The sequence below is a fragment of the Pseudodesulfovibrio profundus genome, assembly GCF_900217235.1.
Classification (GTDB): Bacteria; Desulfobacterota; Desulfovibrionia; order Desulfovibrionales; family Desulfovibrionaceae; genus Pseudodesulfovibrio; species Pseudodesulfovibrio profundus.
On record NZ_LT907975.1, the window covers coordinates 2,246,363 to 2,270,636 of the forward strand.

The following is a 24,274-nucleotide window of genomic DNA, read 5'->3' on the forward strand; positions in this document are numbered from 1 at the left end:
GGGGCGTCTGTCATGTGACAGACGCCCCGTTGGTGTGTGGTCTAGATGAAGCCGAGTCCCTTGAGCAGGACGGCCAGTACCAGAAGCGGTGTGATCCACTTCACGATGACCGAATACAGGGAGATGATGGCTTGGTTGTTCAGTGTACCTCTGTTGGAGAGAGCACGCTCGACCTTGTCGCTTCCCCACTTCCATCCCGCGAAGATGGCAATGAAGAAGCCGCCGATGGGCAACAGCAGGTTGGAAGACAGATAGTCGTAGAAGTCGAAGAAGTTCAGGCCGAAGAGGGTCACGTCACTCATTGTCGAGAACGAGAGCGTGGCCGGAGCACCGCAGATGGCAAGACCGATGGCGGTGAGAATGGTGGCCTTGCGACGGTTCCATTTCAGGGCTTCGATGAAGAAGGCCACGGGAACTTCGAACAGGGAGAGCATGGCCCCCATGGTCGCCAATCCTGTCAGGACAAAGAAAATGACCATGAAGAACTGGCCCAGCGGCATGGAGCTGAACACGGCCGGGACCGTCATGAACAGCAGACCGGGACCGGCGGCAGGCTCGAAACCATAGTTGAAGACAGCCGGGAAGATGGCGACACCGGCCAGGATGGAGACCGTGAGGTCGGCCAGCATGACGCGGGTAGCGGTGAACGGTACGTCGGCATCGTTTCGGAAGTAGCTGCCGTAGGTCATCATGGTACCCATGCCGATGGAGAGCTTGAAGAAAGCCAGCCCCATTGCCATGAGCACGACTTCTCCGGTGACCTTGGAAAAGTCGGGGTTGAAAAGGAATGCGAGTCCTTCACCGGCCTTGGGCAGGGTCAGGGAGCGGATGCAGACCAGAATCAGCATGCCGAGCAGAATGGGCATGAGGGTTTTCGTGGTCTTTTCAATGCCTTTGGTTACACCGCCGATGATGATGGTGCTGACCAGTGCCAGGACACCCCACTGCCAGAGCAATGCGCTCATGGGGGAGGATACTGTGGCACTGAAGGCTGCTTCACCGATTTTCGGGTCAGTGGAGTTCAATCCACCGCTGACAGCCATGACGATAAAGCTGAATACCCAGCCTACGACGTCGGTGTAAAAGGCCATGATGGCAAAGGCGGCGACCACGCCGCTGACGCCGACAAGGGTCCAGAGTTTGTTGTCTGGTGCAACTTTTCGCCATGTGGAAATGGCATTTGATTTGGCGTGGCGACCCATCATGATTTCCGAAATCATGACCGGCAGACCAACTACAATGGTTGCGGCGATGTAGATGCAGAGAAAGGCGGCGCCCCCGTTTTCTCCTGCCATGTACGGAAATTTCCAGATGTTCCCCAGTCCTACAGCTGAACCGAGCGTAGCTGTGAGAACACCGAGTTTCGTCGCGAATCCGTCGCGGCTTTGGTTAGCGGACATATGTGCAGTTCCTTTTGTTAGAAGTAATCCCTACCGGAGCTGGAGAGGTCCGATACCTTGGTATGACAATATTGGCAACCATATTTCCGTTAACCATGAAGATCGTTGGCTACAGCCAAAAAGATGTGCCGGGGGAGATTTTCCCCCGGCTTTGATTATGGGCGAGCCTATAAACGACTGCCCGGCACATAGTCTCCCGGATACAAGGTCTCAAAGCCCTTGCGTACTTTTTCCACGTATTTCGGGTCCCGCTTGATGGGATCATGGTAACGCGGGTCCTGCATCATCTCCCGTAGCTTTTCGCGGGAAAGTTCCTCTCCCCAGCCATCTCCGGATCCTCGCATGCCGCTTTCGAGCACCAGCGGGGCCTTCTTGGCAAAAGCGGCGATTACGGGTGCGCGATCACCTGCTCCGGTTTCATCCAAGGCGCGCAGCAGCTCGTTGCCACCGATTGCCTCGGCGGTTCGCAGGGCTTCATCGAGCCGACGGGGTGTGTCGCCGCGATGGACGCTGCGCAGGGAGGCCAGCTCATTATCTCGAAGCTGACGCTTTTCTTTCTCCATTCCGTCATGGGTTTCAAGCACCACAGGCAGGAACCACTGGTAGAGGCCTGCGACCTGTTCCGCGGTCAGACCCAGCTGGAATGCCGTAACCTGGAACTGCTCAAGGAGCGCTTCCTGTACTTCGTATCCATCTGGAAGGTCGATCTCCGGAAGGGCATACTCGTCGGGCCTGTTCGGTCTTCCAAGAGAAGCGAAGAAGGCGTCCCGATCCTCGGGGTTGTCATCTTTGGAAGGGACACGGACATACCCTTCGGGTGTTTTACCAAGCATGCGCTGGGCATGGACCAGGGCCTTCACTGCTTCGTCTTTCGTCTTGTAGTGCTGCAGGGAAGGATGGTCGCGCAGAGGAATCTGCTGCTCTCTTCCACTGTCATCCACATAGGGGATGGTCCATTCCGCGGGCAGGGTCGCCTGCCAGTTTCCATTTGTCGGTCGGGGGTTCATGGGGTTGTTCATTGGTTGTTCTCCTTGTTGATGAAGTTGTGTTCGTCGCACATGTGCTTCATGTGCAGGATGAGGGATCGGCGGCCTTCGTTGAACTGGGTGCGTCCGTGTTCCGCGGAAAACGTGGAATGGTGGAAACATCCCCGTTGTTCGAGGTCGTTCATGACGGCTTGTCCGTCAGGGCTGTCGAAAAGACGCTTGTAGGCACGGTGAAGTTCGAGACCGTTATTCAGCATTGTGCGGCTCCTGTTGGCTTTGCGGTTTTTCGATATTGTCCTGAGCTGGTGGCTGCCCCATGTTTTGCAAGGTGGAAGGCAGGGCTTTGCCTGCCATGGCCAGCGACCAGAGTTCGGTCAGGACATTGGGCCTATCCGTATAGGATTCGGACAATGTCTTGAGTGCGCCTGTCATCTCATTGACTGTCTGGGACATCTGCATTTTGCTTTGGGCTTTGGATTTCTGCTCTCGCGAGGCATCCATTTCCTGTCGGGAGCGCATGAATTCGCCGGGCGTTCCGTAAAGGTCGGCCAGTCGACGGGTTATGCGGTCGGTATCGAAGTTGTCCATGATGCCGAAGGGGTCACTGCTGCCCATGATCGGGGCCAGATGCTGCAGGACTTGCGGCAGGCTCTGTGCTTCAAATTGCTGCTGGGCGCGTGCAACCGGCGATGTGTAGCGGACCTCGATGTCGTCGAGGGTGAGACTGCCCGGAATGGGCGGAAGCGCTCCGGCGCGCAGCATGATGTTGAAGACACGCTTGATGAGCGGGCCAAGGAACTCGGTCTGCAATCGACCAAGCACGGGACCGAGCACGCGCATCTTGTCGCTTTGGCGCATGACCGCTTCCGTGGCGGTGACTGCCGGACCTTCGGGGGCCAACTGGTCGCCAAGGAAGATGCGTCGAATGGACTCGCGCCGTTGCTGGATCATGTTTTCCGTGGCGTTCAGGTCCACCCGGACCGGCAGGGCTTCGATGCGGTCACTCGAACCGGCCCTGTAGTAGGACAGGCCGCCCGGACCCGAACGCACCGGACCGAGAAAGCCGTCATCCGGCACCATGAGCGGCGGATCAGACATCTTTTCGGCAGCCATGAGCGCCGTGCGGGACATGGCATTGAGTACTCGGGTGTCGGACAGGGCCGTTGCACCCGGGCCTCGACCATATGTTTCTCCGGTCGCCTTGGCCCAACGCGGGACCAGATAGGGCATCTCCAGATACCCGGATTCTTCAAGGACATGTTGGGTGCCTGTTTCCATGTACACCGAAGCATAGGGGAAGTTGGCGGCACCGATACCGAACGGGTCCCGGTCCGTACGCGGAAACACGGCATGGAGAATTTCCACCATGGTATCCGGTTTCTTTTCGGCCAGTGACCGGACATCGTCGGAGCAGGCTCCTTTCCATTCACGCCAGACAAGTCGAGCCGGGAGTTCGTAGCGCCGGTACACTGTGTCGACCATGCCGCGAGCGGATTCAGCCACGTACACTTCTCCCAGCGGGCGTGTGGAAAAGCGGACAATACTTTGCGGATCCGCTTCCACATACATGACCGCCGTGCCCAGCAGGGCGATGTCGAGGTAGAGTTCGTGGACATTTGTCTGGAATCCCGTGTCCTCGGCATTGAATATCGCGGTGAGCTTTTTCCCTGCCTGGCTAAGGAAATCGCGTACCTCCTGATCCTCTTCCTGTTCCTTGTCCTTTACCCGGATGTCGAACCAGGGAATGGCCGGATTGGTGAGCAGACCGCCGAGGGCCGAAGCGAGCAGCTCCAGCGCATGCATGGGCGTGGAATCGAATATCCGCTCGTCATTGGTTTGGCCTCGCCGACCGGGGTTGAAGCTGTTCTTTCTGGGGAGCATGTACTCCGTGAGTTCCTGCCATGTGGGTACCCATGGCTGGCGCACGGACTCGAGCCCCTGGAATCGTTGCAGCAACGATTGGGCGAGCTCTTTCTTTTCCATGATCATTCCCCCAGCTTCTGTTTGAGGACGGGCCTGTCCACTGTCGGGGCGCTTGTTATACCGGCACCGCCATTGGACAGCAGGCTTTGTCCTTTTTCTTTTTCGGATTCACGTCGCCGTTTCAGATCACGTGCCTCCTGTAGCTGTTCGCGATTGTGCCGACGTTCCTCGGCTTCCTTTCGCTGCTGTTCCTTTTCCTGTGCCTCGCGTTCCTTTCGCAGGCTGCTGTCGCCGCCGCCGGACTGATTGCCTCGCATCATGCCGCTGGCAAAACCGAGAACGGACGAGACAATTTCAACTGGTCCTCCCATGGTGTAATCCTCCTGTTTGATGGGTTTTGCAGGAGCATATCCCCAGGTTTTTCCATCTGACGAAAAAGGGTCTCCACGGGTTTGTCCGGGCGAAAAAAGGATTGAATAAGGTGTTGACAGGGGGGCGTTGGATAACCCCGTGCGGCATTATAATCGGGGTGAAGAACGGTTGACGTGAGATTTTGAGGGCGTATATTATGTATATGCCAAATTGCCCCGCAGGGCATGCATGCGGACCAGGGAAGGTCGGCTTTGGCAGGGAGTTTTACCGTGTCTTCCAGCGTTACCGACTTTATTGTCGCAGGTCCGGCAGGGCAGGTGACAGCAGGTCCCGCAGGATCATTTCAGGCCGCCCAGGCTGGCAGTTCCGCCGGGGGTGAGCCTGGCCACGTTCCTATCGATACCACTCCGGCCCGTGTCCCCATTGATACGTCACAGGCCCGGATACCATACGCAGCACCACCCGCAATACCCTATGCGGGAGGTGGTTCCTTTACCAATGTCGGCTCGGCAGGCGGAAGCTTTGTCGGTGGCGGCGGTGGTGGAGGCGGCTTTTCCGCTGGCTCCATAGGTGGCGGTATGGGTGGCGGATCTTCAGCAGGTCATATAGGCGGCGGAGGTGGTGGTTCCACAGCTACCAGCAACACCAGCGGAGCAGGCGGAGCCGGACAGGCTTCCGGTTCCGGCAGTACTGGTGCGTCCGGCAGTTCCAATCCCATCAATATGAATAATTCCGGTGGCGGTGCCTTCATTGACGGCGGCCAGGTCCCCATTTCGACGGAATCGGGCAAGCAGGCCATAGCTCCGGCCACCGGCGGTGGTGGGGGCGGATCGGGCAGTGGCAACGGTCCATTCGAACGTCAACCGACAAAGTCCGATAATGCCGCATCATCGGTTCCCATTTCTCCTAATCTTGGTGTGCAGCCCATATCGCCTGCCGGTCATGTCCCGATGACACCCAAGCTTGGTTTCTTCATGCCCACGCTGACCGGTATCGTGCCCATCACACCGGGTGGTCATATCCAGGCATTCCGACAGACAACACCCCACGGCATGTACTTTGGCCATACGCAGCACTGGCCCAATGATGTATTCCATCATTCGACCCAGTCCATGGGATTTACTCCCAAGCAGGTGCCCATGGCGCCGTGGGTACCGACCATGGATGGCTACGAAGAACCGCATATGCCGCAAGTGGATTTTGCCGGTGATGATGGCCGCCACACTCCCATGAATCTGGCCTCCAATTACGAAATCAACATTGACCAGACCCAGGATATAGAAAAGTCCCACACGGCCACCAATAATGAGTCTGTGGACCGATCCCTTGATCTCTCCATGGATGCGACCGTGCATCGCCGCGAGCACTACGTCGAAGAAAGCGTGACCAACAATTCGCGCAATACGAATCAGGATCTCAGCACTGATAGGGCGGTTGAGCAGTCCAATGTGACCAATCAGGTCACCAATCAGGACAATACGATTAACTCCGAACGCGAAGTGCGTATGGAGCAGGACAACTCCATTACCCGCAAGGATGAGCAGAACCATTCCATCGTCAACGAGAACCAGACAGTGGAAGTTACCAACGTGGATGCCAACCAGACCACAAACGAGACGCATCCGGTGGACAACAGCCAGGAGCGAAACAGTTCGGTCCAGTACGTCAACGAGCAGCGAACCGACGTGGCGTATGACAACTCGACCAACCGTTCGGAGGATCATTCCACATCCACACAGGAAGTGCGCAACGCCATTTACAACACCGAAGACAACACGGTGAATGAGCAGACGTCCAACCATCAGACGACCATCGACTCGGACTACGAAACATCGGTTGCCTACAATGACACCAATATCAGTCAGGACGATAACTCTGTGACGCGCAATGTGGAGACATCCTTCAGTCATCAGAATGTGGATCGCTCCGAAACGAACTACACCAACGACAATGATGTCTCGTTTGTGGAGAATCGCCAGTTTACGGAAAAAAACTCGGAAACGCGCATCAACGAAACCGACAACTCCCGTAATGTGGAGCAGGTGACGCATTTCAACAATACCACTCAGGACAACTCGGTCGAGAATTACGTCAGCAATAATGAAACGCGGTTTGTAGAGAACAATGATCTCGACTTTGCCTACAACATCGAATCCGAAAACAATTTCGATCAATCGCGCATCATCGATCAGTCTGCCTCGTTCAACTTTGTGGATCAGGACAACAGTGTCACCCGATATGTGGATGACAGCGACACCAACATTGTGGAGAACGAAAACCTGACCATCGCCTACCCCGAGACCCGAGTGGTCGAGGCAGATAATTCGATCAATACGGTGATCAACAACAATTACGAACGGGTGGAACAGGACAACACGCAAGCCAATATCGTTGATGCTCGTGAAGTCCAGTACCTGAACATCGATCAGCCGTCATACAATGTGGACCAGTCCAGCACGGTCAACATGACCTTCCAGGCGCCGGAGCGGGCCGGAGGCATGCTTGTCGTCGGCAATGCCTGATTGGATTGTACTTTTGATAATGAAAAAGGGAAGCCTGCATGAGGCTTCCCTTTTTTTGTTGCTCTTGTGATTCTACACAATGGTGATATCGGTATGGTCCAACCCGACGTCACTGTCGAAGGTGGCAATGAGTGTGCCGCTTTCGCCGCCGTTGCCATCTTCGTCATAATAGAGGTGGAACGCTGATCCATCATTGAAGTAGACGTAGTGTTGGTCCTCGCTATCCAGACCGGTGCTGCCATCGTCCTCATACCCAGTAGAGACTTCCTTGAAATGCGATGCGTCCAGTTGGCCGGTTTCGGTCACCGCCTCGAAGTCATCAGCATTAAAAGCGAAAGTGTCACCCTGGGCTGAATTGAAATCGTTGATGGTGTCGCCGCCTTCGTCGGTGTCCTCGTAGCGGAAAATGTCGGCACCTGCGCCTCCGGTGATGACATCTCCATCTTCACCGCCAATGATGGTGTCGTTGCCGGCATTGCCGAAGATCGTGTCACTTCTGGACGTGCCGGTTATGGTGTCGTTGCCGTCACCGCCCGAGAGCTTTACCGTGCCTGATCCATTGGTCCAGAAGGTCCCGAAGGTCGTGTCGGAAAGATCCATGGATGCGTCTTCACCTGAAGCGGAGTTTACCGTGAATACAACGGTTTCATTGGTGGAATTCTGCATGGAGTCCACATGCAACCCGTCGTTGTCTCCAAATTCTTCGAAATCGGCATACTCCATGGTCACTTCTGCTGAAGCGGCGGCGGTTTGGAAAAGAATCTGTTCCACATCCGTGATTTCGGTGATCCCTTGCAGGTCGTAGGAGCCGCTGCTCCAGACTAATAGTGAGTCAGTGTCGTCGCCGCCGTCCACTGTGCCTTGCAGGTTGTTGTGGAACTTGAAAAGGTCGTCTCCGTCACCACCATACAGTCGGTCTACTCCACTGTTTCCGCCCCAAAGAGTGTCGTTCCCAGCCTGGCCGAACAGGGTGTTGTCACCATTGTCTCCCCACAGGGTGTCATCGTGAGCAGAGCCTATGACATTCTCGAAATTGGAAACAGTGTCCTGATAGTCGATAGAATTGATAGTGTAATCAGCGCTTTGTGTGCTTAAGTCGACATCAACACTTGCATTGAGGCCAGCATAGGAGAGGGTGTCCGTGTCATCGCCGCCGTCAAGATTGTCGCCACCGCCGTTGCCGGAGATGGTGTCGTCGCCGGCGTTGCCGTTGATGGTATCCAACTGCTCGCCGCCGGTCAGTGTATTACCGCGTTCATCGCCGGTCATGTTGTTGGCATTGGTCTCAGAACCGATGGCGTTGACAATATTGCTATCCAGTCCGGTGCGGGTGGATGGATCGCCTGTCTCTTCGTAGAAGCCAGTTGAGTCGCTGGCGAGCGAAATAGTCAAATCCGCGCCCACGTCGCTCAGGTCGATGGTTCGCTGCACTCCCGGTGTTGATTCAGGAGAAACGACCGGGGTGTCGATATCATCCTGCTCACTGGTGGCGTCGACAACCGTGGTCGTCTGAGCCAGGGAAGTGGCTGCTGGTGCAACCTGATCCACAGCTTGAGTCATCTGAGGAAAGGCTGGAGGTGTTGAGGGCGTTTCCGCTTGGCCCATGACACCGGGAGTTGTCAGCGACATTGGCTGTGTCGGCGTATCAGGAGCTTCTCCTGTGGCATCCGGTTGCCCATCGTCGGCAGGCTTGTCATTATCCTGAAATTCGTCTTCCCCATCCTGATCGTCTTCCGACGGAGGAGATTCCTGCAATGATTCTGACGACAGTTGTTCAAATGATGCAAGGAGTCCGGCAGGCGCAGGTGCTACCTCGCCAATGCTGCCTTGTGCGGCAGTGACACCCAGTCCGTCTTGGGCGATAAGGCGCAAGGGGCCGCCGTCGGTAGGCGTGATCACGACCGGCTTGTCCACAAAGTCGATAACAACGTGTTGTTCAAGTCCGTCAGGTCCGACAATGTGGCCGGTGGTTGTCCCGCGAATACCAATGGTCGCCAGCGGCGTTTCTATGCTGAATCCTTCCGGGTTGGCATCAACGATTTCACCGGTGACCGATCGGATCGTTCCTTCAAACAGTTTGATAACCATTTCACCGTTGGAATCTGCCGGATCATAGATGTACTCATCGATAGCGATATGGGAGTTCGGGCCCTGCGAGAGTATGGCTCCGTCATTGAAACGGATTTCCACCGCAGAGCCGTTTGCTCCGGTAGTGATGATATCGTCAGCATAGACAGGGCTGTCGGTCGTCAGTTGACGAACGCCATCATCTCCTTGCGCCGTGGCCGAGCCATGGGCAATGGTGACGATCCCTATGGATGTGTTGCTTTCGGGCATACAATACTCCTTACCTGACCATAAAGTACCATTGGCTGTACGATAGCGCAATGACGTTATAGCGGGCTTTTCGGGCGATCAGCCATCGTCCAGACGGAGTGTCGTGGTCTGCACCACACAATGCTCTGAGAAACCGAAAAGCTCAGAAAAACGGAAGAGTTTCGGATCGAACTCCCCCTCGGTATTCACTCTGACTCCCATGATGGCAGAGAGTCCCTGGCGACGGGTTTCCGTTTTCAGCCATTCAATGTCCTTGCGAACTTTTGCTAGTGTCTGATGACTCCATCGCATCATGGATAAATGTAATTCCATGGCCTCCTCACGTGGCCTGAAAGCGCAAAAGGCATAGATGTCGTCCTGATCATGCAGCTCCAGCCAGCGGTATCCGTCTGGAAAGTGTGCCATGGGAGTCGGTTTTGACTGAACCTCACGCACGCTCATGCTGCCTCCCGAACGGGTCGTAATCGTTGATGGTGCGTAAGGGACGAGCCGCGTTTCCGGGCTGTCTGAAACCTACGGCAAAGTATCGGAAGGCGTCGACAGCGTGGCTCGTCCAGTCGTGAACGGGGCGGGCGGTGAAATCGTTCATACGTTCATTGAAGGCCCGCCGGTAGTGCCGCAATGACTCGATGCCGGGAGCGCACTTGACCGAATCAAACCAGCAGGCCGGGAGGATGCTGCGGATGGCGTTGATGCCGTCCTGAATCGGGATGTTGGGCGCGATATCGAAGCGGATGCCCAGCCCTCGCGCTATTTCCAGTCGGGACTTGCCTGTCCCCAGTTCCCGGACCCGAATGTCGTGGGGGGCGATGTGCGATCCGTATTTGTACCCCTTGGCATCAAGAATACGTGCATAGTGATCCAGTCCTTCGCCCGAAGCTTCGTAATAGTCGATGACGGCGTAGTTGCCGCCAGGCCGGGACTGCACGAACCAGATGGAGGTGGAATCGGACATGCCGAGGTCCCATGACGTATGCACGGGAAGGGTCGGGTCGTGCGGGACGGATGTGACGCGGTTTTCCTTGTCGGCCACACCCATGAGGTTGCCGAAATAGGCGCCGCGGATAGCTGCAGTGAATGAGCACTCAAATTCCTGCTCATATTCCTCGGGTGCCATCTCCCGGCCTGCTGCTTCCAACTCGTCAGCAGCGATGATGTTGGTCTCTGAAGCACGATACATGGCCGCAAACCAGTCCGGATCACGCTTTGCGTTCTCCCACAGCCTGTAGAGCGCGTTTTTGCCCTGTGGGGTGCCTATGAACAGTCCCCAACCCTTGCGGTCGGAGAGGGCGGGGCGGATGACCTCCGACCATACCCTGTAGGGCATTTGTGCCACTTCATCGAAGATGACGCCGTCCAGATAGATGCCGCGGAGGGAGTCGGGATTTTCCGCACCGAACAACCGAATGCGGGCACCGTTTTCAAAGTCAGCGCGCAGCTCGGTTTCGTGAAACTTGACGGTGCAGTCGTCACGACCAAGGCCGCAATACCGTTTGAGTTCATCCCAGACCACGGTTTTGGCCTGCTTGTAGAGGGGGGCGATATAGGCCCCGCGCCAGTCAGGGCGCTTTGTTTCCTGCGCCGCCCGGATAAGTCGGTTGATGGAGAGGGCGGTTTTACCAAATCGCCGATGACAGACCAGCACGGAAAAGCGAGCCAGGTTCGACTCGATTTCCGCCTGATGTTTGCGCGGTGTATACAGTTCGTTATTCACGGTTTTCCATTCCTTATGTTGACGGATGAAACAGGGGGGCGTATCCCCTTCCAATGCGGTATCTCATCCCGATTTTTGTTGTTTTGCCCCTGATGCTGTCCGGCTGCGTCGGGTCTCTTGGCAGTGGTGCGGCCCGGGTCTCCCTGACCCCTGAGCAGATTGAAACTCAGGAACGTGAGGCCAGTGCTTCGGCTGCGCTAAGCAGAGCCATGCAATTGCATCATGATGGCGGGTTTCTCGATGAAGATGCTGCCATGGAGTATCTCAATGAGGCCATCGAACTGGACCCGGACCTTGCCGAGGCCCGGTACCAGCGTGCGCTGCTTCGGATGAACCATGGAGACCGACAGGGGGCAGAGGCTGATGTTCGTGTCGTGCTCGATAATGAGCCGGACAACGTGCGCGCCGTGTATGCCTTTGGCTCCATTGCCTACCGCAAGGGTGAGTTCATAGAAGCGGCCAAGGCGTTCAGCCGGGTGCTGGAGCTTGATGACTCCATCACCGAAGCGTACGCCATGCGCGGAGCGTCCTACCTGAAGCTCCAGCGTCCACAGGACGCCATCCACGACTTCACCGAGACCCTTGCTCGCAATCCGGCCCACAGAAACGCCTATTACAATCGTGCACTGGCTTATGTGGCGCTCGGAGATGACGAGCAGGCTGAAGACGATTTGACCCAGGCCATGTCGTTGAATTCCCAGTCCTACGAAACCATTGTCGCCCGTGCTGCTGTCTACATGCGCCTTGGGGAGTTCGGTCGTGCGATCCGTGACTATGGGCGAGCCATTGTACTTGATCAGAATGATCCGCTGCTCCACGCGCTTCAGGCCAAAGCCTATGGTGAAGACGGCCGGTTCGGCGAGGCTGAGGACGCTGCCTATAAAGCGTATCTGCTGGCTCGCGCTCAGGGCGATTTCGACAGTGCCGAAGCGTATCGCGACATGATGGACGAGTTCGCGGCCAGCTATGACCGAGACAAGGCGTCCTCATCTCAGGGGGCCGGCATTGAGTCCGAGCTGCCACCCGACACCCCTTAACGCAGCGCTTCATACACGATTCGTGCACCGACACCGGTGACTCCGGCCAGACAGCCCCAGACCATGCGTTCCAGGGTCTTGATCTTCACATGGTGGCTGATGCAGCGCCGTGCCATGTTTATCTCGCGGATGTCGTCCTGGATGGTCTTGACCCGTTCGTCGATGCGGACCAGCAGGTCCTGTAAGTCCTCTCGTTCCATGGCGGTCATCGTTTCCCCCCGGCGTCCTTGATTCCCTTGACGACTGCGGGCAGGTAGTCGCCGATTTTCTTGACGCCGAGGACGGCCCCCACGATCCAGAAGGTCACCTGCAGAAACCACTCGGGCAGGGCTTCCCATGCCTGCATGACCTGTCCTGCCTGCTCCGGGGCAAAGCCCGACCAGATGAAGAACCCGATCCAGGCGAAGAACAGGACGTCATCCTTCCAGCCCGCGTTCTCCAGTTGTTTCATCTCCCATTCATGGTTGTATTCACGATCGGATCGGGCCAGTCGCATGCGGTTTTCCATGACGGTTTTTTTCAATTCCTGCTTTTGTTTGACGTGGCTGGTAATGCCGTCCACTACGGTGGTCAGCAGTCCGGCCACAGCGCCGATTATGGGTATGGGCATGTTGATGCTCCTCGTACTTCCTTGGATATGCAACACCATAACGCCGGTTTTTCCCCGGATATGAAAACGGGCGAAAATGGCACCGGATGCGGCAAAAAAAGCATGTAAAAGACAGTTGACAGGAGTTGGCGGACGGGTGAAGTGACCTTCATGCACTCCCCATTTGATCCGGCGTTGGCCGACCTCTTGAATCGTCCGTTGTCCATTGCGGGCAAGCCCGTGCGCAATCGTTTGTGGCTCGCGCCCATGGCCGGCCTCGGTCATATTGCGTATCGTGAAGTGCTGGAGGAGTACGGGGGGTGTGGCCTGCTGTTTTCCGAAATGTGCTCGGCCAAAGCTGTGCCTACCGAGAATAATCGTGTTTCCCCGGTTTTTCGCTGGCGGGAGGAAGAACTGGACCATCTGGTTTGCCAAATCGTCGGAGCAACGCCCGAAGAGATGATTCCGGCGGCCAGAAGGATTGAGGACGAGGGATTCTTCGGTATCGATATCAACATGGGGTGCTCGGTCCCCGGTATCGTCAAACGCAATGCGGGCGCAGCTCTGCTGCGGGAGCCTGAGATGGCGTTGCGTGTCGTGGAAGCTGTTCGCAAGGAAGTGGATATACCCTTGTTCCTGAAGTTTCGTACCGGCTGGTCTCCGGAAGTGGAACCGGCCGCAGAGCTGGCCAGACGCTTCGAGTCCGCCGGGGTCGACTGTCTGGTTTTTCATCCGCGTGTGGCCCCGGACAAACGGACCCGACCACCAGTCATGGATCATATCCGCTCAATCAAGGAAGCTGTCTCCATCCCGGTCTTTGGCAATGGCGATGTGGTCGTGGCCGAGGATTGCCGACGGATGCTTGATACGACCGGCTGCGATGGTGTGTCTGTCGGACGGATGGCTATGGCTCGACCATGGTTGTTCGCCCAGTGGACAGCGGGGTATGAGCCGGGGCAGGATTGCTTTCGTGATTATGCCATCCGCCTGGCTGATTTGCTGGATCACTATTATGATCCCATCCGGGCCTTGAAACGATACAAATTGTTTACCGTGTATTTTGCGGCAAACTTTACGTTCGGACACAGTCTTCAGTCCAAATTCCTGGCCGCCAAGAACATGGATGACATACGCTATGTTGCCCGGCACCACCTGCGTCCCGGGATGCAACTGGCATCACGTCCCAATATGAATCTGTACAACACGTGATTTAATCACTGTTGTTTTATTCCAGCCAGTTAGTGATATGGAAAAATAAGCAAGGAGCTGGTTATGCACGTTGTCGATTTGACCCATGCCATGCACACGGGCATGCCGGTTTTTCCGGGGGATGATCCCGTCAATATCCGTCGCACGCACTTCGTGAACAAGGATGGATTTGCCCACACGCACGTCACATCCGGGACCCATGTCGGAACCCATGTCGATGTGGCGGCGCACCTGTTTGCCGATGCCCCCGGCCTCGACTGGCTCGGTCCCGACAATTTTACGGGATGGGGCGCAGTCGTTGACTGTACCGGTATCGATACGCCGTACATCGACCAACAACACCTTGCTTCACTGGCACAGGTTGAAGAACTCGATTTTGCCCTTATCCGAACAGACTGGGACCGTCACTGGAAGACCGATCGCTACTTCGATGATTTTCCTTTTCTCAGTGAGACTGCCTGTCGCTTTCTTGGTGGACTGGGGCTCAAGGGAATCGGTCTGGATACCCCTTCGCCTGATCCGGTGGCTTCCAAGGAGTTGCGTGCTCACCAATCGTTGTTGAATCTGGGGTTGGTCATTGTGGAGAATCTGTGCAACCTGAAAGAATTGCCGACAGAGAGCTTCATTTTCAGTTGCCTGCCGTTGCGAATCCGCGATGGTGAAGGGTGTCCTGTCCGCGCTGTGGGCATGACGTTCTGATACGTGTCGAGGCCCTGAAATCTCGGAGGGCTGATTTCCTCTTCACATTGAAGGGCAAGGGGCATAGGGTGTTGCCCGGAGTCGAATCATGCAGAAATCCCTTACCTATGTTTACACCCTGCTCATCATCAGCATGGCTCTCTGGGGCGGCACCTGGGTCGCCGGACGTGTACTCGCCCAATCGCTGCACCCCATGGCCGCAGCGTTTCTCCGGTTTGCCGTTGCTTCCTTTTTCCTGATCATCATGAGCTGGCGTGCCAATGGCGGCATGCCCCGGCTGGCACGTAATCAGATTCTGCCGGTCGCCTTCCTCGGCGCCACCGGTGTCTTCGCGTACAGCTATTTCTTTTTCAACGGTCTGCAAACCATCGCCGCCGGGCGCGCCGCACTTATCGTGGCCTGCATCCCGGTTTGCATTTCCGTGCTCTCGGCTATCCTTTACAAGGAGCGTTTCGGCCCTGTGCGGATCATCGGCGCGTTGACCTCCCTTATTGGCGTGTCCGTGGTTATTGCCGACGGCAATCCCGTGGCCCTGCTCTCCGGCGGTGTCAGTCGCGGTGATTTTATGATCCTTGGTTGCGTTGCCAGTTGGACCGCCTATTCGCTGGGGGGAAGACAGGTCATGAAAAATGTCTCGCCACTGACTGCGGTCACGTGGTCGTCGATCATCGGTGCCATCATGCTGTTGCCTCCCGCCATCAGTGAAGGGCTGGGTGAGCAGATTATGGCCGCCCGCACCATTGACTGGGTGTGCGTTTTCTATCTTGGTGCAATCGCTACAGCCCTGGCCTATTTCTGGTACTATCAGGCCATCTCGGTCATCGGAGCCAGTCGAGCCGGGATTTTTATCAATACAGTCCCTATTTTTGCTGTCATCATGGGATTTATCATCCTCGGTGAGCCCATTCATCTTTCTCTGATAACGGGTGGCGTCATGGTGTGCACGGGTGTCTACCTCACCAACAGACCATGACCGAGGCCGCCCGACACGTGGCATTTTCGCTTAATTGTAAGGAGTAACAGGTATGGAAGACCGCATTGAACGATTGGAAAACCTGGTCACACTTCAGGATCGGACCATCGAAAAGCTCAATGATGCTCTGTTTGACCAGCAGCGTCAGATACAGGACTTGGAAAAATTGACCAAACGTCTGGCTGGCAAGCTCAAGGTGCTGGAAAATGCCCTTGATGATTCCGGCGGACTGGATGTCCCGCCGCCCCACTACAATGGATAATGCAGCATGAAGTACACGGCACAACAGATTATCGACGCACTCGGCCTTCAGCCTCACCCGGAAGAGGGCGGCTACTTTGCGGAAACACACCGTAGCCTGGAGATGATACCGAAAGGGGCGCTGCCGGACCGTTATGACGGTGACCGCTGTTATGGAACAGCCATCTATTACCTGCTGACACCGGACACCTTTTCGCACATGCACATCCTTAAAACGGATGAAATATTTCATTTCTACATGGGCGATCCATGCGAGATGGTTCAGTTGCATCCTGATGGAAGCGGCGAGATTATTACGTTTGGTTCGGATATTCTGGAAGGGCAGAAGCCCCAACTGCTGGTCCCCGGTGGAACATGGCAGGGGATGCGACTCAAGGAGGGGGGCGAGTTTGCCCTCATGGGATGCACTGTGGCCCCGGGGTTCGAGTACGTTGATTATTCTCATGGCTCACGGGAAGAATTGACTCGCAAGTACCCGGATTATTCCGAGGCAATTCGCCGTTTGACCACATAATCGAATGCAAAGGGCGCTCCCTATTACAGGAAGCGCCCTTTTTCTATTCAACTGCGGGTTTCTCCGGCCACTCGATGGTCAGAGGGAATCCCGGTTGTTGCGGAATATCCCGGAGTGCCTGACGATAACTCTGCCAGATAACAGTGGCATTGGCATCCAGCGGGGAATCCGCCAACTGCGTCCAGTCCGTCTCGGTCAGCAGGCGGTCGCGCTGGTTACGAGCTCCCATGGAGTGGTATTCCTCCATGGCCACCTCATCTACCTGAGATGCGATGATTTCTTCCCTGTATATAAGGTCTTCTCCCTTGACCCAACGCGTTTCATAGGTCGTGAAGGGGGCACGCTCGATGGGGATGGCTTCATTGTAGCCGATGGCGTCCCATTCCTGACGATTCAACTCGGCAAACGTACGGTGGTATCCATCGAATTCCACGGTTGTCGGCGGGGTTATCCTGAATTGACCATTGTTATATCGAAACATGACGTGCTCCTGCTAGTAGGCGTTGCTGTGTTGTATTGAAGAGAGAATGGCCAGCCCCACGTACTGCACTCCAAGAGTGTTGTGGTTTGCAGAGGCCGTGGCTATTTTTATTCCGTTTGAAAGGAAGTTGATCTGGCACGCGGAGTTGTAATATTCCACATTGGGCAAATTGGGCCATAAGGCCTTGTTCCCGGGATTGAACGGGGTACGGCAGGTGTCCTGCGATACCCAGTGCAAGGTCCCGTTTCCCTTGAGAAGAGGAATGGCAAGAGGTGTGCCGCCCAGAGGAATCAAGGGTCCGTCTGCAGACCCATTTCCTATATAGCTGAATGGGCGGAATATCTCGGATTGAGCAAAAGCATAGGCGATGAATTCCTTGCCCGGTTCATTGACTTCGACACTGTTGCCAAGGGTTATGTGCATGGCGTCGGGTGCGGTATTGTTCCATGCACCGTCACCCGTTTCGACAGGGGCATTGCTGTTCAGTTTCAGGAAACAGGTTTCACCCAGGTCCTGGTGGTATACGTACCAATCGCTTATCGTATCCATCCCTTTGATCAGGATGCAGACCGGCGGTTGCCCCAACCCATGCTGTATGGTTTTTCCGGCAAGACCGTCCCCGGTATAGCGAAGTATGGACAAGCCCTCTTCCTTTCCAGCACGAAGACAAATGTCCAAGTATCGCTGTCCCGACGTATTGACATTGGCAGATGTTCCGATTCGGTATCCGTCAGTTGTCGGTACGATGGTTTCACTGTCGTGAAATTGGGCATCGCTGGTGTTGATGGAAAGGACGTTGCCCTCTCCTCGGATTCTGTCCACGAGTTGCCAGTTGAGACTCAGGTCTCTGGACTTGCTCAATACGAGATCAGGTCCGACCTTCATCTCAGGCAATGAAACGGAACTTGTCCCACCCTCTCGCATTACGATTTGCGCGGCAGCCCGAGCATTGGCAAGCAGCGGCGGGGTAAGGTTGTTGGTACATAGGCTGATAAACCCATCGGGCGGTTCATGGGCGAAGCCGGTTGCTCCGAAGTTGGCATGGCTGGTGCCACTTCCAAGAGTATCTCCGGCAGCGAAACCATACATGCCGGTCAATCCAGATTCGGCCACTCCCTGATGCACACCGTTTTTGGTGAACGAGAGGGTGCCATCATCCATGTTCAGCAGCACACCAATGATATCGCCTGTAGTATAGGGCTGTCCGTAAGCTGATGATGTCCCACTATTGTGGAATTCGCCTGAACCTGCATAACCGTACCCAGTGGTCTGGGAGCCGAGAGCTCGGCTGTAGTTCGAGGCTACATCGTGAATACCGAAAATGGCGGTATCCCCGGAGGCCTTGAACTCAGCGTACCATTTGCCTTGATCGACAAATTGGGACGATATGGCTGTGGCTGGTCCTGTGGTTGTTATGGCCCGGCTGGCATCATCATAGGTGATGTTCTGTTCACCTGGGGCCAGTGAGTTGAGCACTGTCTGGTTGTTGCTGGGCGTGTCCATCGCTTGTTTTGTCTGCCCAACATTGGCCCACAGAATTCCGTTGGCTAAGTCGTTTTCACCTAAATCCGCAGCATTATCAAAGCGAAGGTACGCCCCGTTAAGCCCTGGATCAATTGATGGGGTGGAAGCAGTCCACAAACCTGGAACTCTCGTTGACCAGCTTCCGAAGTGACTTGCATCCAGACTTGCGCCGTCAATGCTGTGGAAATTGGCCATGTATCCCTGGAATGGGTAGGAGGTTGAGCTGTCGATGTTTCTGTTGCTGGCACCCAGATTGTGTATGCACGCTTTGTTGTTCCAGCGGCAAAGGTGATTGTATGATGGATACGTCTGGTTTGAGGATAACTTGTGGATTGAAGCAAATCGACCATTGACGAACAGTCGAATCCTATCCGTTGCCAATGCCGCAGTTGTATCTACTGCCACCACCACATGATACCATGCGGCTTCATCGGTGAAGATTCCATCAGTTTCTACAATCCATCTCCAGGTACTTGCCTCTCTGTCCCCCACCCATAGTCTTCTCGCGGCACTGAACCCAATGATGAAGTAGTTGTTCGACAAATAGGTCGAAGTTGCTAAAATCATGTTACGGGGTGCTGCGCACTTGAACCAGAACGAGATGGTGAAGGTCTGGGTGTTGCCGTGTTCTGGCGGTTGCATCTCAAGACGCGATGCGCCGTCAAACATGGCGGACGACTGTACCGGTTCTGCCCAGACCGGCTCAGGGTTCGTGTTGACTTCTTTGAGTGTGATCATGTTAATCTCGCACGTTGATGAGTGAAATCAATGTTTTGCGACCATTGAAATACTCAAGCGTAATCCGCAATTCTTCAGCATCCGGGTTGGGCTGAGGCAGGGTGGTGGAGCGCTTGTATGTGGTCCCTCCGGCCATGGTCAGATTGTGACCGTTCGGATAGATGTGGAATACGTATGTTCCCTCAAAGGGAAGCGATACGTCGCTGAACAGGCTGTCTGCGGTCAATGTCCAGAGTATGTGATTTCGTTCCACATTCAGGGAGGAGAGGTCGGTGCCTACGTGCAGTTGCGCTTCATCGCCGAAGACTGCCTGGAGCAAGTCGGGAAGATCCTTCTTGAGTATGGCCGTGTCTGCCGGCTCCGCGTCAAGGGCAGCCAAGCCCGATGGGGTGTCGAAGGCAGAGGCGAGTGCTCGGGCAGGTATTCCGAATCCGAGATTGATCTGGGCATTGGCAGTGTTCTTGGCACCAGTCCCGCCCTGAGCCACGGCCAGTGGCAGCATGATATCCCGCTCACTGACAGGTGTTTTGTTGACGAAGTTGTCGCCCGTGTCGTTCCAGGTGAGCACTTCGCCGGGGGCCGGTTCAGGAAACTCCACACCTGTCACGGCAGATGAAACCCGAAAAGAGACCGTACGATCCAGTCGTTCCGACAGCGTCTGACAGATCATGGTCAGCTTGTCTAAGGCGTTTTCGTGAGTGGAGGCCGGGAACGCGTCGTTTTCCAGATAGTCGACTTCCTGAACCAGTGACGGGTTGCGCCGGATGACGATGTGTTCGTCTGTCCCGGGTGGGGTCGAAAAGGTGCAGGTGCCTCCCATTTGTTCGCCAGCGCCGGACAGGGTGTAGTCGGTGCTGATGGTCAGCCGGGTTTCAACGCCGTTGAATACGCGGGTTACTTCGATATCATCGGTATCCAGAAACATGAACGGAATGGCAAAAGTCGAAGTGGAGCCATTTCCAATATATTGAATTTTGGATTGGGTTGATGCGATGGTCATGGTTATCTCCCACTTTTGTACAATTGAGATCCAAGGGACAAGGTGCTTCGATTGGCGCTGCCTCCATTACTGATGCGATGCATATTGGCATTTTGTCTGCCCCGGTTCAGGATTTCCCGCTCCTGCTGCGTGCCTTTGAAGAGCGTATCTTCCTCGGCCTCTCGATCAGCGGTTTTCCTCGCATCCTGAACCAATTGGCGTGAGCCGGACATGGCAACGCCGGATTGCCCCCAGCGAGCATTGAGTTTTGCGCGGTCACGTTCTCGGCCCTCTCGGACGGATTGGCCGTCCTCACGAGTCTGTCGGCGTTGATCAAGGGCTTTACCCTTGGCCTCTGTTTCCATAAGAGCGGCCTGTTCCTCATAGGGATTGGATGGCTGTCCCTTGTCCTTCTCTGTGGCTTTGCCCAGAAAATCCTGGAATACTCCCATCTGCTCCTTGAAGGCGGCAGCATCGTTTTCGTTCATTCCCATTTGTTTTCTCCTGGTAGGTTATTCGTTGATGATGGTTGTGGGGACGATGAGCAGGATCGTCATCGGAAGGGGCTGATCCTGTGCTACGGTCAGTATGTTTTCCCGGGTCCATCCCTTGGGGAAGACCACGGATTTGTCGCCGGAAAATGTGCCTACGGAACGGCCCATGGGCATGGATGCCGAGCGGAAATTGATGGATTCCATCCGGTGTTCATCAGGGCCGATCTTGCCGCCGAGAGTCTGATGAAAACGAACGGCCACCTTGGTGATGCGTTGACGTTTGGTCTGTGCCGTCCCTCGGTGGCTTCCCCCTTCAAGGCGCATGGGCTGGGCCAGTGATGCATAGGGCAGCCCTACTTGAATGGTGGATGCCGGACGGTCGAGCGTGATGGTTCCCTGGGGGGAAACAGTGGCGTTGGGGCGGGTCGCCCCATCCGCCAGTATGGCGACATTCTCACCAGCCAGATGTTCAAGTCCGGCAACGGTTGAAGTCTGAGGGCCGGAATATGTCAGCCCGCTGTCTACAAAAAATGCGTCTTCGATATTCCCATTGAAGGGAGCTTCCAGAAACTCGATGTACCGGCGCTCCTGCCCATCAATCTCGCGGCGGACAACGGCCCATATCTGATCCCGCTTTGTCGTATCGTCGTAAATGGAGGTGATGGTTTCCACCGCGCCTTGAGTGGTGAGAATCGACCATGCAGTGACTTCCTGCGATGGGGCGTAGGTCATGGCAGCCAGCGTGCCGTCACCGCGAACACAATAGAGAATGGAGTCTGGCTCCTGGGCAAAGGCGAGTTGTTTAAAACCGCTTTTGGAGATGTGTTCGGAAAAAAGCGTCAGGTCGTTTGATACGTAGGCGTCCGATTCGAGCCGGTAGGCCATTTCACGGATTTTCTGGCCGGAACGCTGGATGTAGAGGGTGGCGTACCCGATGGATTCAGGGCGAAATCGTGCTGCGCCGCAGGCTCCTTCATGGTTGGCCTTGACGTTCTCGGGCGAGAGAGCATCGCCACCGGCGCCGCCCACAGTCCACTCGCCTCCAGCGGTTCCCACCCAGAGTCGACTACGTGGAATGATAAATTCGATGGCATTGGCCTGCCTGCCGGACAGTGTGACCTCAATGGCGTCATCATCCAGTGGTGTGTCTCCTGCCTGGGCTTCGGTTCGATCACCCACAGCGTAACACTCCCAGTACGCTTCCTGAAGATTACCTTGGGCATCCCAGATGGATTCGATGCCAGTGGTTACGGGGCTTTGAAAAACAATCGTCAGATTTGACCCATTGGCGACATGATTTGCATCGCCTTTGTAGCGATAATATCGCGTCGTGCCGTCCGGGTGCTGGCCCTTGATGCCGTCCTGTTTTTCGAACCCTTCACCGTCGAGCAGTTTAAAACTGTCACCGGTCTTTCCTGAGCGGACAGTCCCGCTTCCTGCAATGATCTCCTTGTCTCTCCAGCCTTCCAACGGTGCTTCTCGTGTGTTCAAACGAAAATCGGTCATTTCTCCGGTTCGGGAAAACCAGATCGTGCCGGGTTCGTTGGGGGTGGCTGCAAGTACCAGCCGTTGTTCAAAAAAACCGACAGATGAGGGATAATTGTTCTCTTTCCAGACTTCAGGTGCTCCGAGAAAAACCATGTCTTCAAGAGACCAGTTGTCGTGGTGCAGCCGCGTCAGCTTGCGCACGGGATGATCCGGGTGGGTGATGATGAGAACATCCGCTGACTGGGTGTAGCGCAACCGGGTCAGGTCTCCCACTTTGTAGGGTGTCTGGAGTCGGTATTCCTCTTCCCCGGAACGGACGATGCCATGATCGGCAAAGACGCGCATGACGCCCTGTCCCGATTCATCCTCTCCGAATTCAAGCACATAGGTTTGCTGTCCGTTGAACTCGAAGGGAACAAGCAGGGATTCCTTTTGGTCGGACAGGGCATTGGTCACGAATCGGAATCCGGTCCGACGTGTGACGCCACCGTGAGGATGGACCAGAAAATTTTCCAGTCGTCGGCAGCCGTTGTAATATTTGGAGAGATCCACTCTCCCTTCCAGACGGGGACTCATCTCCCCTGCGGTGAAATTGGTCAGAATCGGTGTCGATATACTCATGTCGCTCCTCCTCAGGATTTGCGACAGAGCGTATCCCCGGTTTTTTCACCAGGATGAAAACGGGTGAAAAAGGGGTGAGACAGGGCGTGAAAAGGGCGTGAATAGGTGTTGACAGCCTTTTGGTGTCAGGCGGTGTCCCAACGGGAAACGCCCGCCCTCCGATAGATCGGAAAGCGGGCGTTCACGTATGATAAAACGTCGGGTTTAGTTGGCTGTTGCAGGCATTGGCTTGGCTCCGTCCTTTTCACGATTGAGCCTGATGACCTGTGTCGTGAATGCGGTCTCACCGGGTCGGCAGGATGGGCACCCCTCCGACATGATGACACACCGCTCATCAAGGGAGGCAGGATCTATTTCCGCCATCTTGAGGAGTTTTGTGGTCATGCCATCCTTCCAAATGACAGGGAGTCCGCACTGGGAGCATTCCACGTAGAGCATTTCAGGGTCGAATGTTCTTGTCATGAAACCAGTGTAAGCATCGCAGAGCTTCATGACAAGGGTGCAGGCGTTATTATCGTGTATCTATTCGCTTTTTCTGTCGATATGCATGTCTGCACGCATCTCGGGCATACCTCCGGCATGACGGCAGACATGGGCAGCGACCGTGGCAGCGTATCGGTTGATGGCGTCCAGTTCCAGCCCCTTGTGCCAGCCGAGGGCCAGTGCGGCAGTGAATGAGTCCCCGGCACCGACGGTGTCGACCACAGTGGTAGCGACTCCCGGCAGATCGGATGATGCATTTTCTGTCAGCAGCAGGCTACCGTTCTCACCTCTGGTCAGCACTGCCAGTTCCAGATCAAATTGGCTCAAAAGAGAGCGCAGGGCGGTTTTTTCATCATCAGGCAATGAAAGCAGACTCGCCACTACGGCAAGCTCTTCATCATTGATTTTGAGAACATCGGCCATCTGGAGGGAGGAGAGAATGCGTTCCTTGTCGTAAAAAGATTGCCTGAGATTGATGTCGTAAATTTTCAGAGCGTTTGGAGCATGCCGTAAATATGCTGCAATGGTGTTGCGGGAACGGCTTGAACGCTGGGCCAGTGTGCCGAAGCAGATGATATCGGCTTTGGCCGCCATATTCATGCCATGATCGGTTGGTTCGAGAAAGTCCCAGGCAACATCGTCGGGAAAAGTATAGGTGGCAACACCCTGTTCGTCGATATCGGCGTTGACCGTGCCGGTGGGATGTTCGATATCGACATCGATCAAGGAAGTGGCAATACCTTTTGCCTGCAAAATATCCAACGCTTCCCGTCCGAGATCGTCTTTACCGATGCGGGACACCGGAATGCCGGTGCCACCCAGGGCGTTGACGTGGTAAGCGAAGTTAGCCGGAGCACCACCGAGCTTTCGGCCGCCGGGAAGCACGTCCCAGAGTATCTCTCCCAGTCCGAGGGCGATGGGTGTTTTCAT

At 55.5% G+C, this 24,274-nt stretch carries 24 protein-coding genes; 7 read left to right on the plus strand and 17 right to left on the minus strand.

Annotated features, from left to right (window positions below; genetic code table 11):
• Positions 1-41: 41 nt before the first annotated feature.
• From DPRO_RS10625 to DPRO_RS10645, 5 genes are all read right to left on the minus strand, one after another.
• Positions 42-1,400 (minus strand): sodium-dependent transporter, encoded by a 1,359-nt coding sequence (locus DPRO_RS10625; protein ID WP_097012013.1) that lies wholly within the window; start codon positions 1,398-1,400, stop codon positions 42-44.
• Positions 1,401-1,567: 167 nt separating this feature from the next.
• Positions 1,568-2,419, minus strand: a complete 852-nt coding sequence (locus DPRO_RS10630) for a hypothetical protein (RefSeq protein WP_232005555.1) — start codon at positions 2,417-2,419, stop codon at positions 1,568-1,570.
• Complete coding sequence (locus DPRO_RS10635) at positions 2,416-2,643, minus strand: Bbp19 family protein (RefSeq protein ID WP_097012014.1); 228 nt, start codon at positions 2,641-2,643, stop codon at positions 2,416-2,418. Before DPRO_RS10635 ends, DPRO_RS10630 begins: the two co-directional genes overlap by 4 nt.
• A complete protein-coding gene (locus tag DPRO_RS10640; protein ID WP_097012015.1) occupies positions 2,633-4,369 on the minus strand; it encodes a portal protein in 1,737 nt (578 codons plus the stop codon). The genes DPRO_RS10635 and DPRO_RS10640 overlap by 11 nt, the downstream gene beginning before the upstream one ends.
• Positions 4,370-4,371: 2 nt before the next feature.
• Positions 4,372-4,680 (minus strand): hypothetical protein, encoded by a 309-nt coding sequence (locus DPRO_RS10645; protein ID WP_097012016.1) that lies wholly within the window; start codon positions 4,678-4,680, stop codon positions 4,372-4,374.
• A gap of 270 nt (positions 4,681-4,950) precedes the next feature.
• Here DPRO_RS10645 and DPRO_RS10650 point away from each other — a divergent pair, with 270 nt between their 5' ends.
• Entirely contained in the window at positions 4,951-7,203 is a 2,253-nt protein-coding gene (locus DPRO_RS10650) for a hypothetical protein (protein WP_097012017.1), read from the plus strand.
• Positions 7,204-7,275: 72 nt separating this feature from the next.
• On the opposite strand, the gene DPRO_RS10655 is transcribed toward DPRO_RS10650, so the two are convergent.
• The 3 genes from DPRO_RS10655 to DPRO_RS10665 all read right to left on the minus strand — a co-directional run bounded on the left by DPRO_RS10655 (position 7,276) and on the right by DPRO_RS10665 (position 11,254).
• Positions 7,276-9,540 (minus strand): FecR domain-containing protein, encoded by a 2,265-nt coding sequence (locus DPRO_RS10655; RefSeq protein ID WP_097012018.1) that lies wholly within the window; start codon positions 9,538-9,540, stop codon positions 7,276-7,278.
• A 78-nt stretch (positions 9,541-9,618) separates the two neighbouring features.
• Positions 9,619-9,981, minus strand: coding sequence for a hypothetical protein (locus tag DPRO_RS10660; protein WP_097012019.1), 363 nt, complete (start codon positions 9,979-9,981; stop codon positions 9,619-9,621).
• On the minus strand, positions 9,968-11,254 hold the full coding sequence (locus DPRO_RS10665) for a terminase large subunit domain-containing protein (RefSeq protein WP_097013720.1): 1,287 nt from the start codon (positions 11,252-11,254) through the stop codon (positions 9,968-9,970). The genes DPRO_RS10660 and DPRO_RS10665 overlap by 14 nt, the downstream gene beginning before the upstream one ends.
• Before the next feature lie 53 nt (positions 11,255-11,307).
• Between DPRO_RS10665 and DPRO_RS10670 the strand changes: the two genes are divergently transcribed.
• Positions 11,308-12,291: a tetratricopeptide repeat protein gene (locus DPRO_RS10670; protein ID WP_097012020.1), complete on the plus strand. Its 984-nt coding sequence runs from the start codon at positions 11,308-11,310 to the stop codon at positions 12,289-12,291.
• Here the strand turns inward: DPRO_RS10670 and DPRO_RS10675 are convergent.
• Positions 12,288-12,500 (minus strand): hypothetical protein, encoded by a 213-nt coding sequence (locus tag DPRO_RS10675; protein WP_097012021.1) that lies wholly within the window; start codon positions 12,498-12,500, stop codon positions 12,288-12,290. The genes DPRO_RS10670 and DPRO_RS10675 overlap by 4 nt on opposite strands.
• Complete coding sequence (locus DPRO_RS10680) at positions 12,497-12,901, minus strand: hypothetical protein (RefSeq protein ID WP_097013721.1); 405 nt, start codon at positions 12,899-12,901, stop codon at positions 12,497-12,499. Before DPRO_RS10680 ends, DPRO_RS10675 begins: the two co-directional genes overlap by 4 nt.
• 150 nt (positions 12,902-13,051) lie before the next feature.
• Between DPRO_RS10680 and DPRO_RS10685 the strand changes: the two genes are divergently transcribed.
• The 5 genes from DPRO_RS10685 to DPRO_RS10705 all read left to right on the plus strand — a co-directional run bounded on the left by DPRO_RS10685 (position 13,052) and on the right by DPRO_RS10705 (position 16,536).
• The gene (locus DPRO_RS10685; RefSeq protein ID WP_097012022.1) at positions 13,052-14,089 is read left to right on the plus strand and encodes a tRNA dihydrouridine synthase; all 1,038 of its coding nucleotides are present in this window, start codon (positions 13,052-13,054) and stop codon (positions 14,087-14,089) included.
• Positions 14,090-14,152: 63 nt separating this feature from the next.
• Positions 14,153-14,788, plus strand: a complete 636-nt coding sequence (locus tag DPRO_RS10690; RefSeq protein ID WP_097012023.1) for a cyclase family protein — start codon at positions 14,153-14,155, stop codon at positions 14,786-14,788.
• A gap of 88 nt (positions 14,789-14,876) precedes the next feature.
• Positions 14,877-15,761: a DMT family transporter gene (locus DPRO_RS10695; RefSeq protein ID WP_097012024.1), complete on the plus strand. Its 885-nt coding sequence runs from the start codon at positions 14,877-14,879 to the stop codon at positions 15,759-15,761.
• Between the two features lie 52 nt (positions 15,762-15,813).
• The gene (locus DPRO_RS10700) at positions 15,814-16,023 is read left to right on the plus strand and encodes a SlyX family protein (RefSeq protein ID WP_097012025.1); all 210 of its coding nucleotides are present in this window, start codon (positions 15,814-15,816) and stop codon (positions 16,021-16,023) included.
• A gap of 6 nt (positions 16,024-16,029) precedes the next feature.
• Entirely contained in the window at positions 16,030-16,536 is a 507-nt protein-coding gene (locus DPRO_RS10705; RefSeq protein ID WP_097012026.1) for a cupin domain-containing protein, read from the plus strand.
• Between the two features lie 43 nt (positions 16,537-16,579).
• Here DPRO_RS10705 and DPRO_RS10710 read toward each other — a convergent pair whose 3' ends face one another.
• The 7 genes from DPRO_RS10710 to DPRO_RS10740 all read right to left on the minus strand — a co-directional run bounded on the left by DPRO_RS10710 (position 16,580) and on the right by DPRO_RS10740 (position 24,274).
• The gene (locus DPRO_RS10710) at positions 16,580-17,017 is read right to left on the minus strand and encodes a tail fiber assembly protein (protein ID WP_097012027.1); all 438 of its coding nucleotides are present in this window, start codon (positions 17,015-17,017) and stop codon (positions 16,580-16,582) included.
• 12 nt (positions 17,018-17,029) lie between these two features.
• A complete protein-coding gene (locus DPRO_RS10715; protein ID WP_097012028.1) occupies positions 17,030-19,279 on the minus strand; it encodes a DUF7483 domain-containing protein in 2,250 nt (749 codons plus the stop codon).
• A gap of 1 nt (position 19,280) precedes the next feature.
• Positions 19,281-20,279 carry a hypothetical protein gene (locus tag DPRO_RS10720; protein WP_097012029.1) on the minus strand — a complete coding sequence of 333 codons (999 nt, stop codon included), beginning with the start codon at positions 20,277-20,279 and terminating at the stop codon, positions 19,281-19,283.
• A 2-nt stretch (positions 20,280-20,281) separates the two neighbouring features.
• Positions 20,282-20,752 carry a hypothetical protein gene (locus tag DPRO_RS10725; protein ID WP_097012030.1) on the minus strand — a complete coding sequence of 157 codons (471 nt, stop codon included), beginning with the start codon at positions 20,750-20,752 and terminating at the stop codon, positions 20,282-20,284.
• A gap of 18 nt (positions 20,753-20,770) precedes the next feature.
• Complete coding sequence (locus DPRO_RS10730) at positions 20,771-22,861, minus strand: hypothetical protein (RefSeq protein ID WP_097012031.1); 2,091 nt, start codon at positions 22,859-22,861, stop codon at positions 20,771-20,773.
• Positions 22,862-23,065: 204 nt separating this feature from the next.
• Positions 23,066-23,323: a hypothetical protein gene (locus DPRO_RS10735; protein WP_097013722.1), complete on the minus strand. Its 258-nt coding sequence runs from the start codon at positions 23,321-23,323 to the stop codon at positions 23,066-23,068.
• Positions 23,324-23,383: 60 nt separating this feature from the next.
• A complete protein-coding gene (locus DPRO_RS10740) occupies positions 23,384-24,274 on the minus strand; it encodes a carbohydrate kinase family protein (RefSeq protein WP_097012032.1) in 891 nt (296 codons plus the stop codon).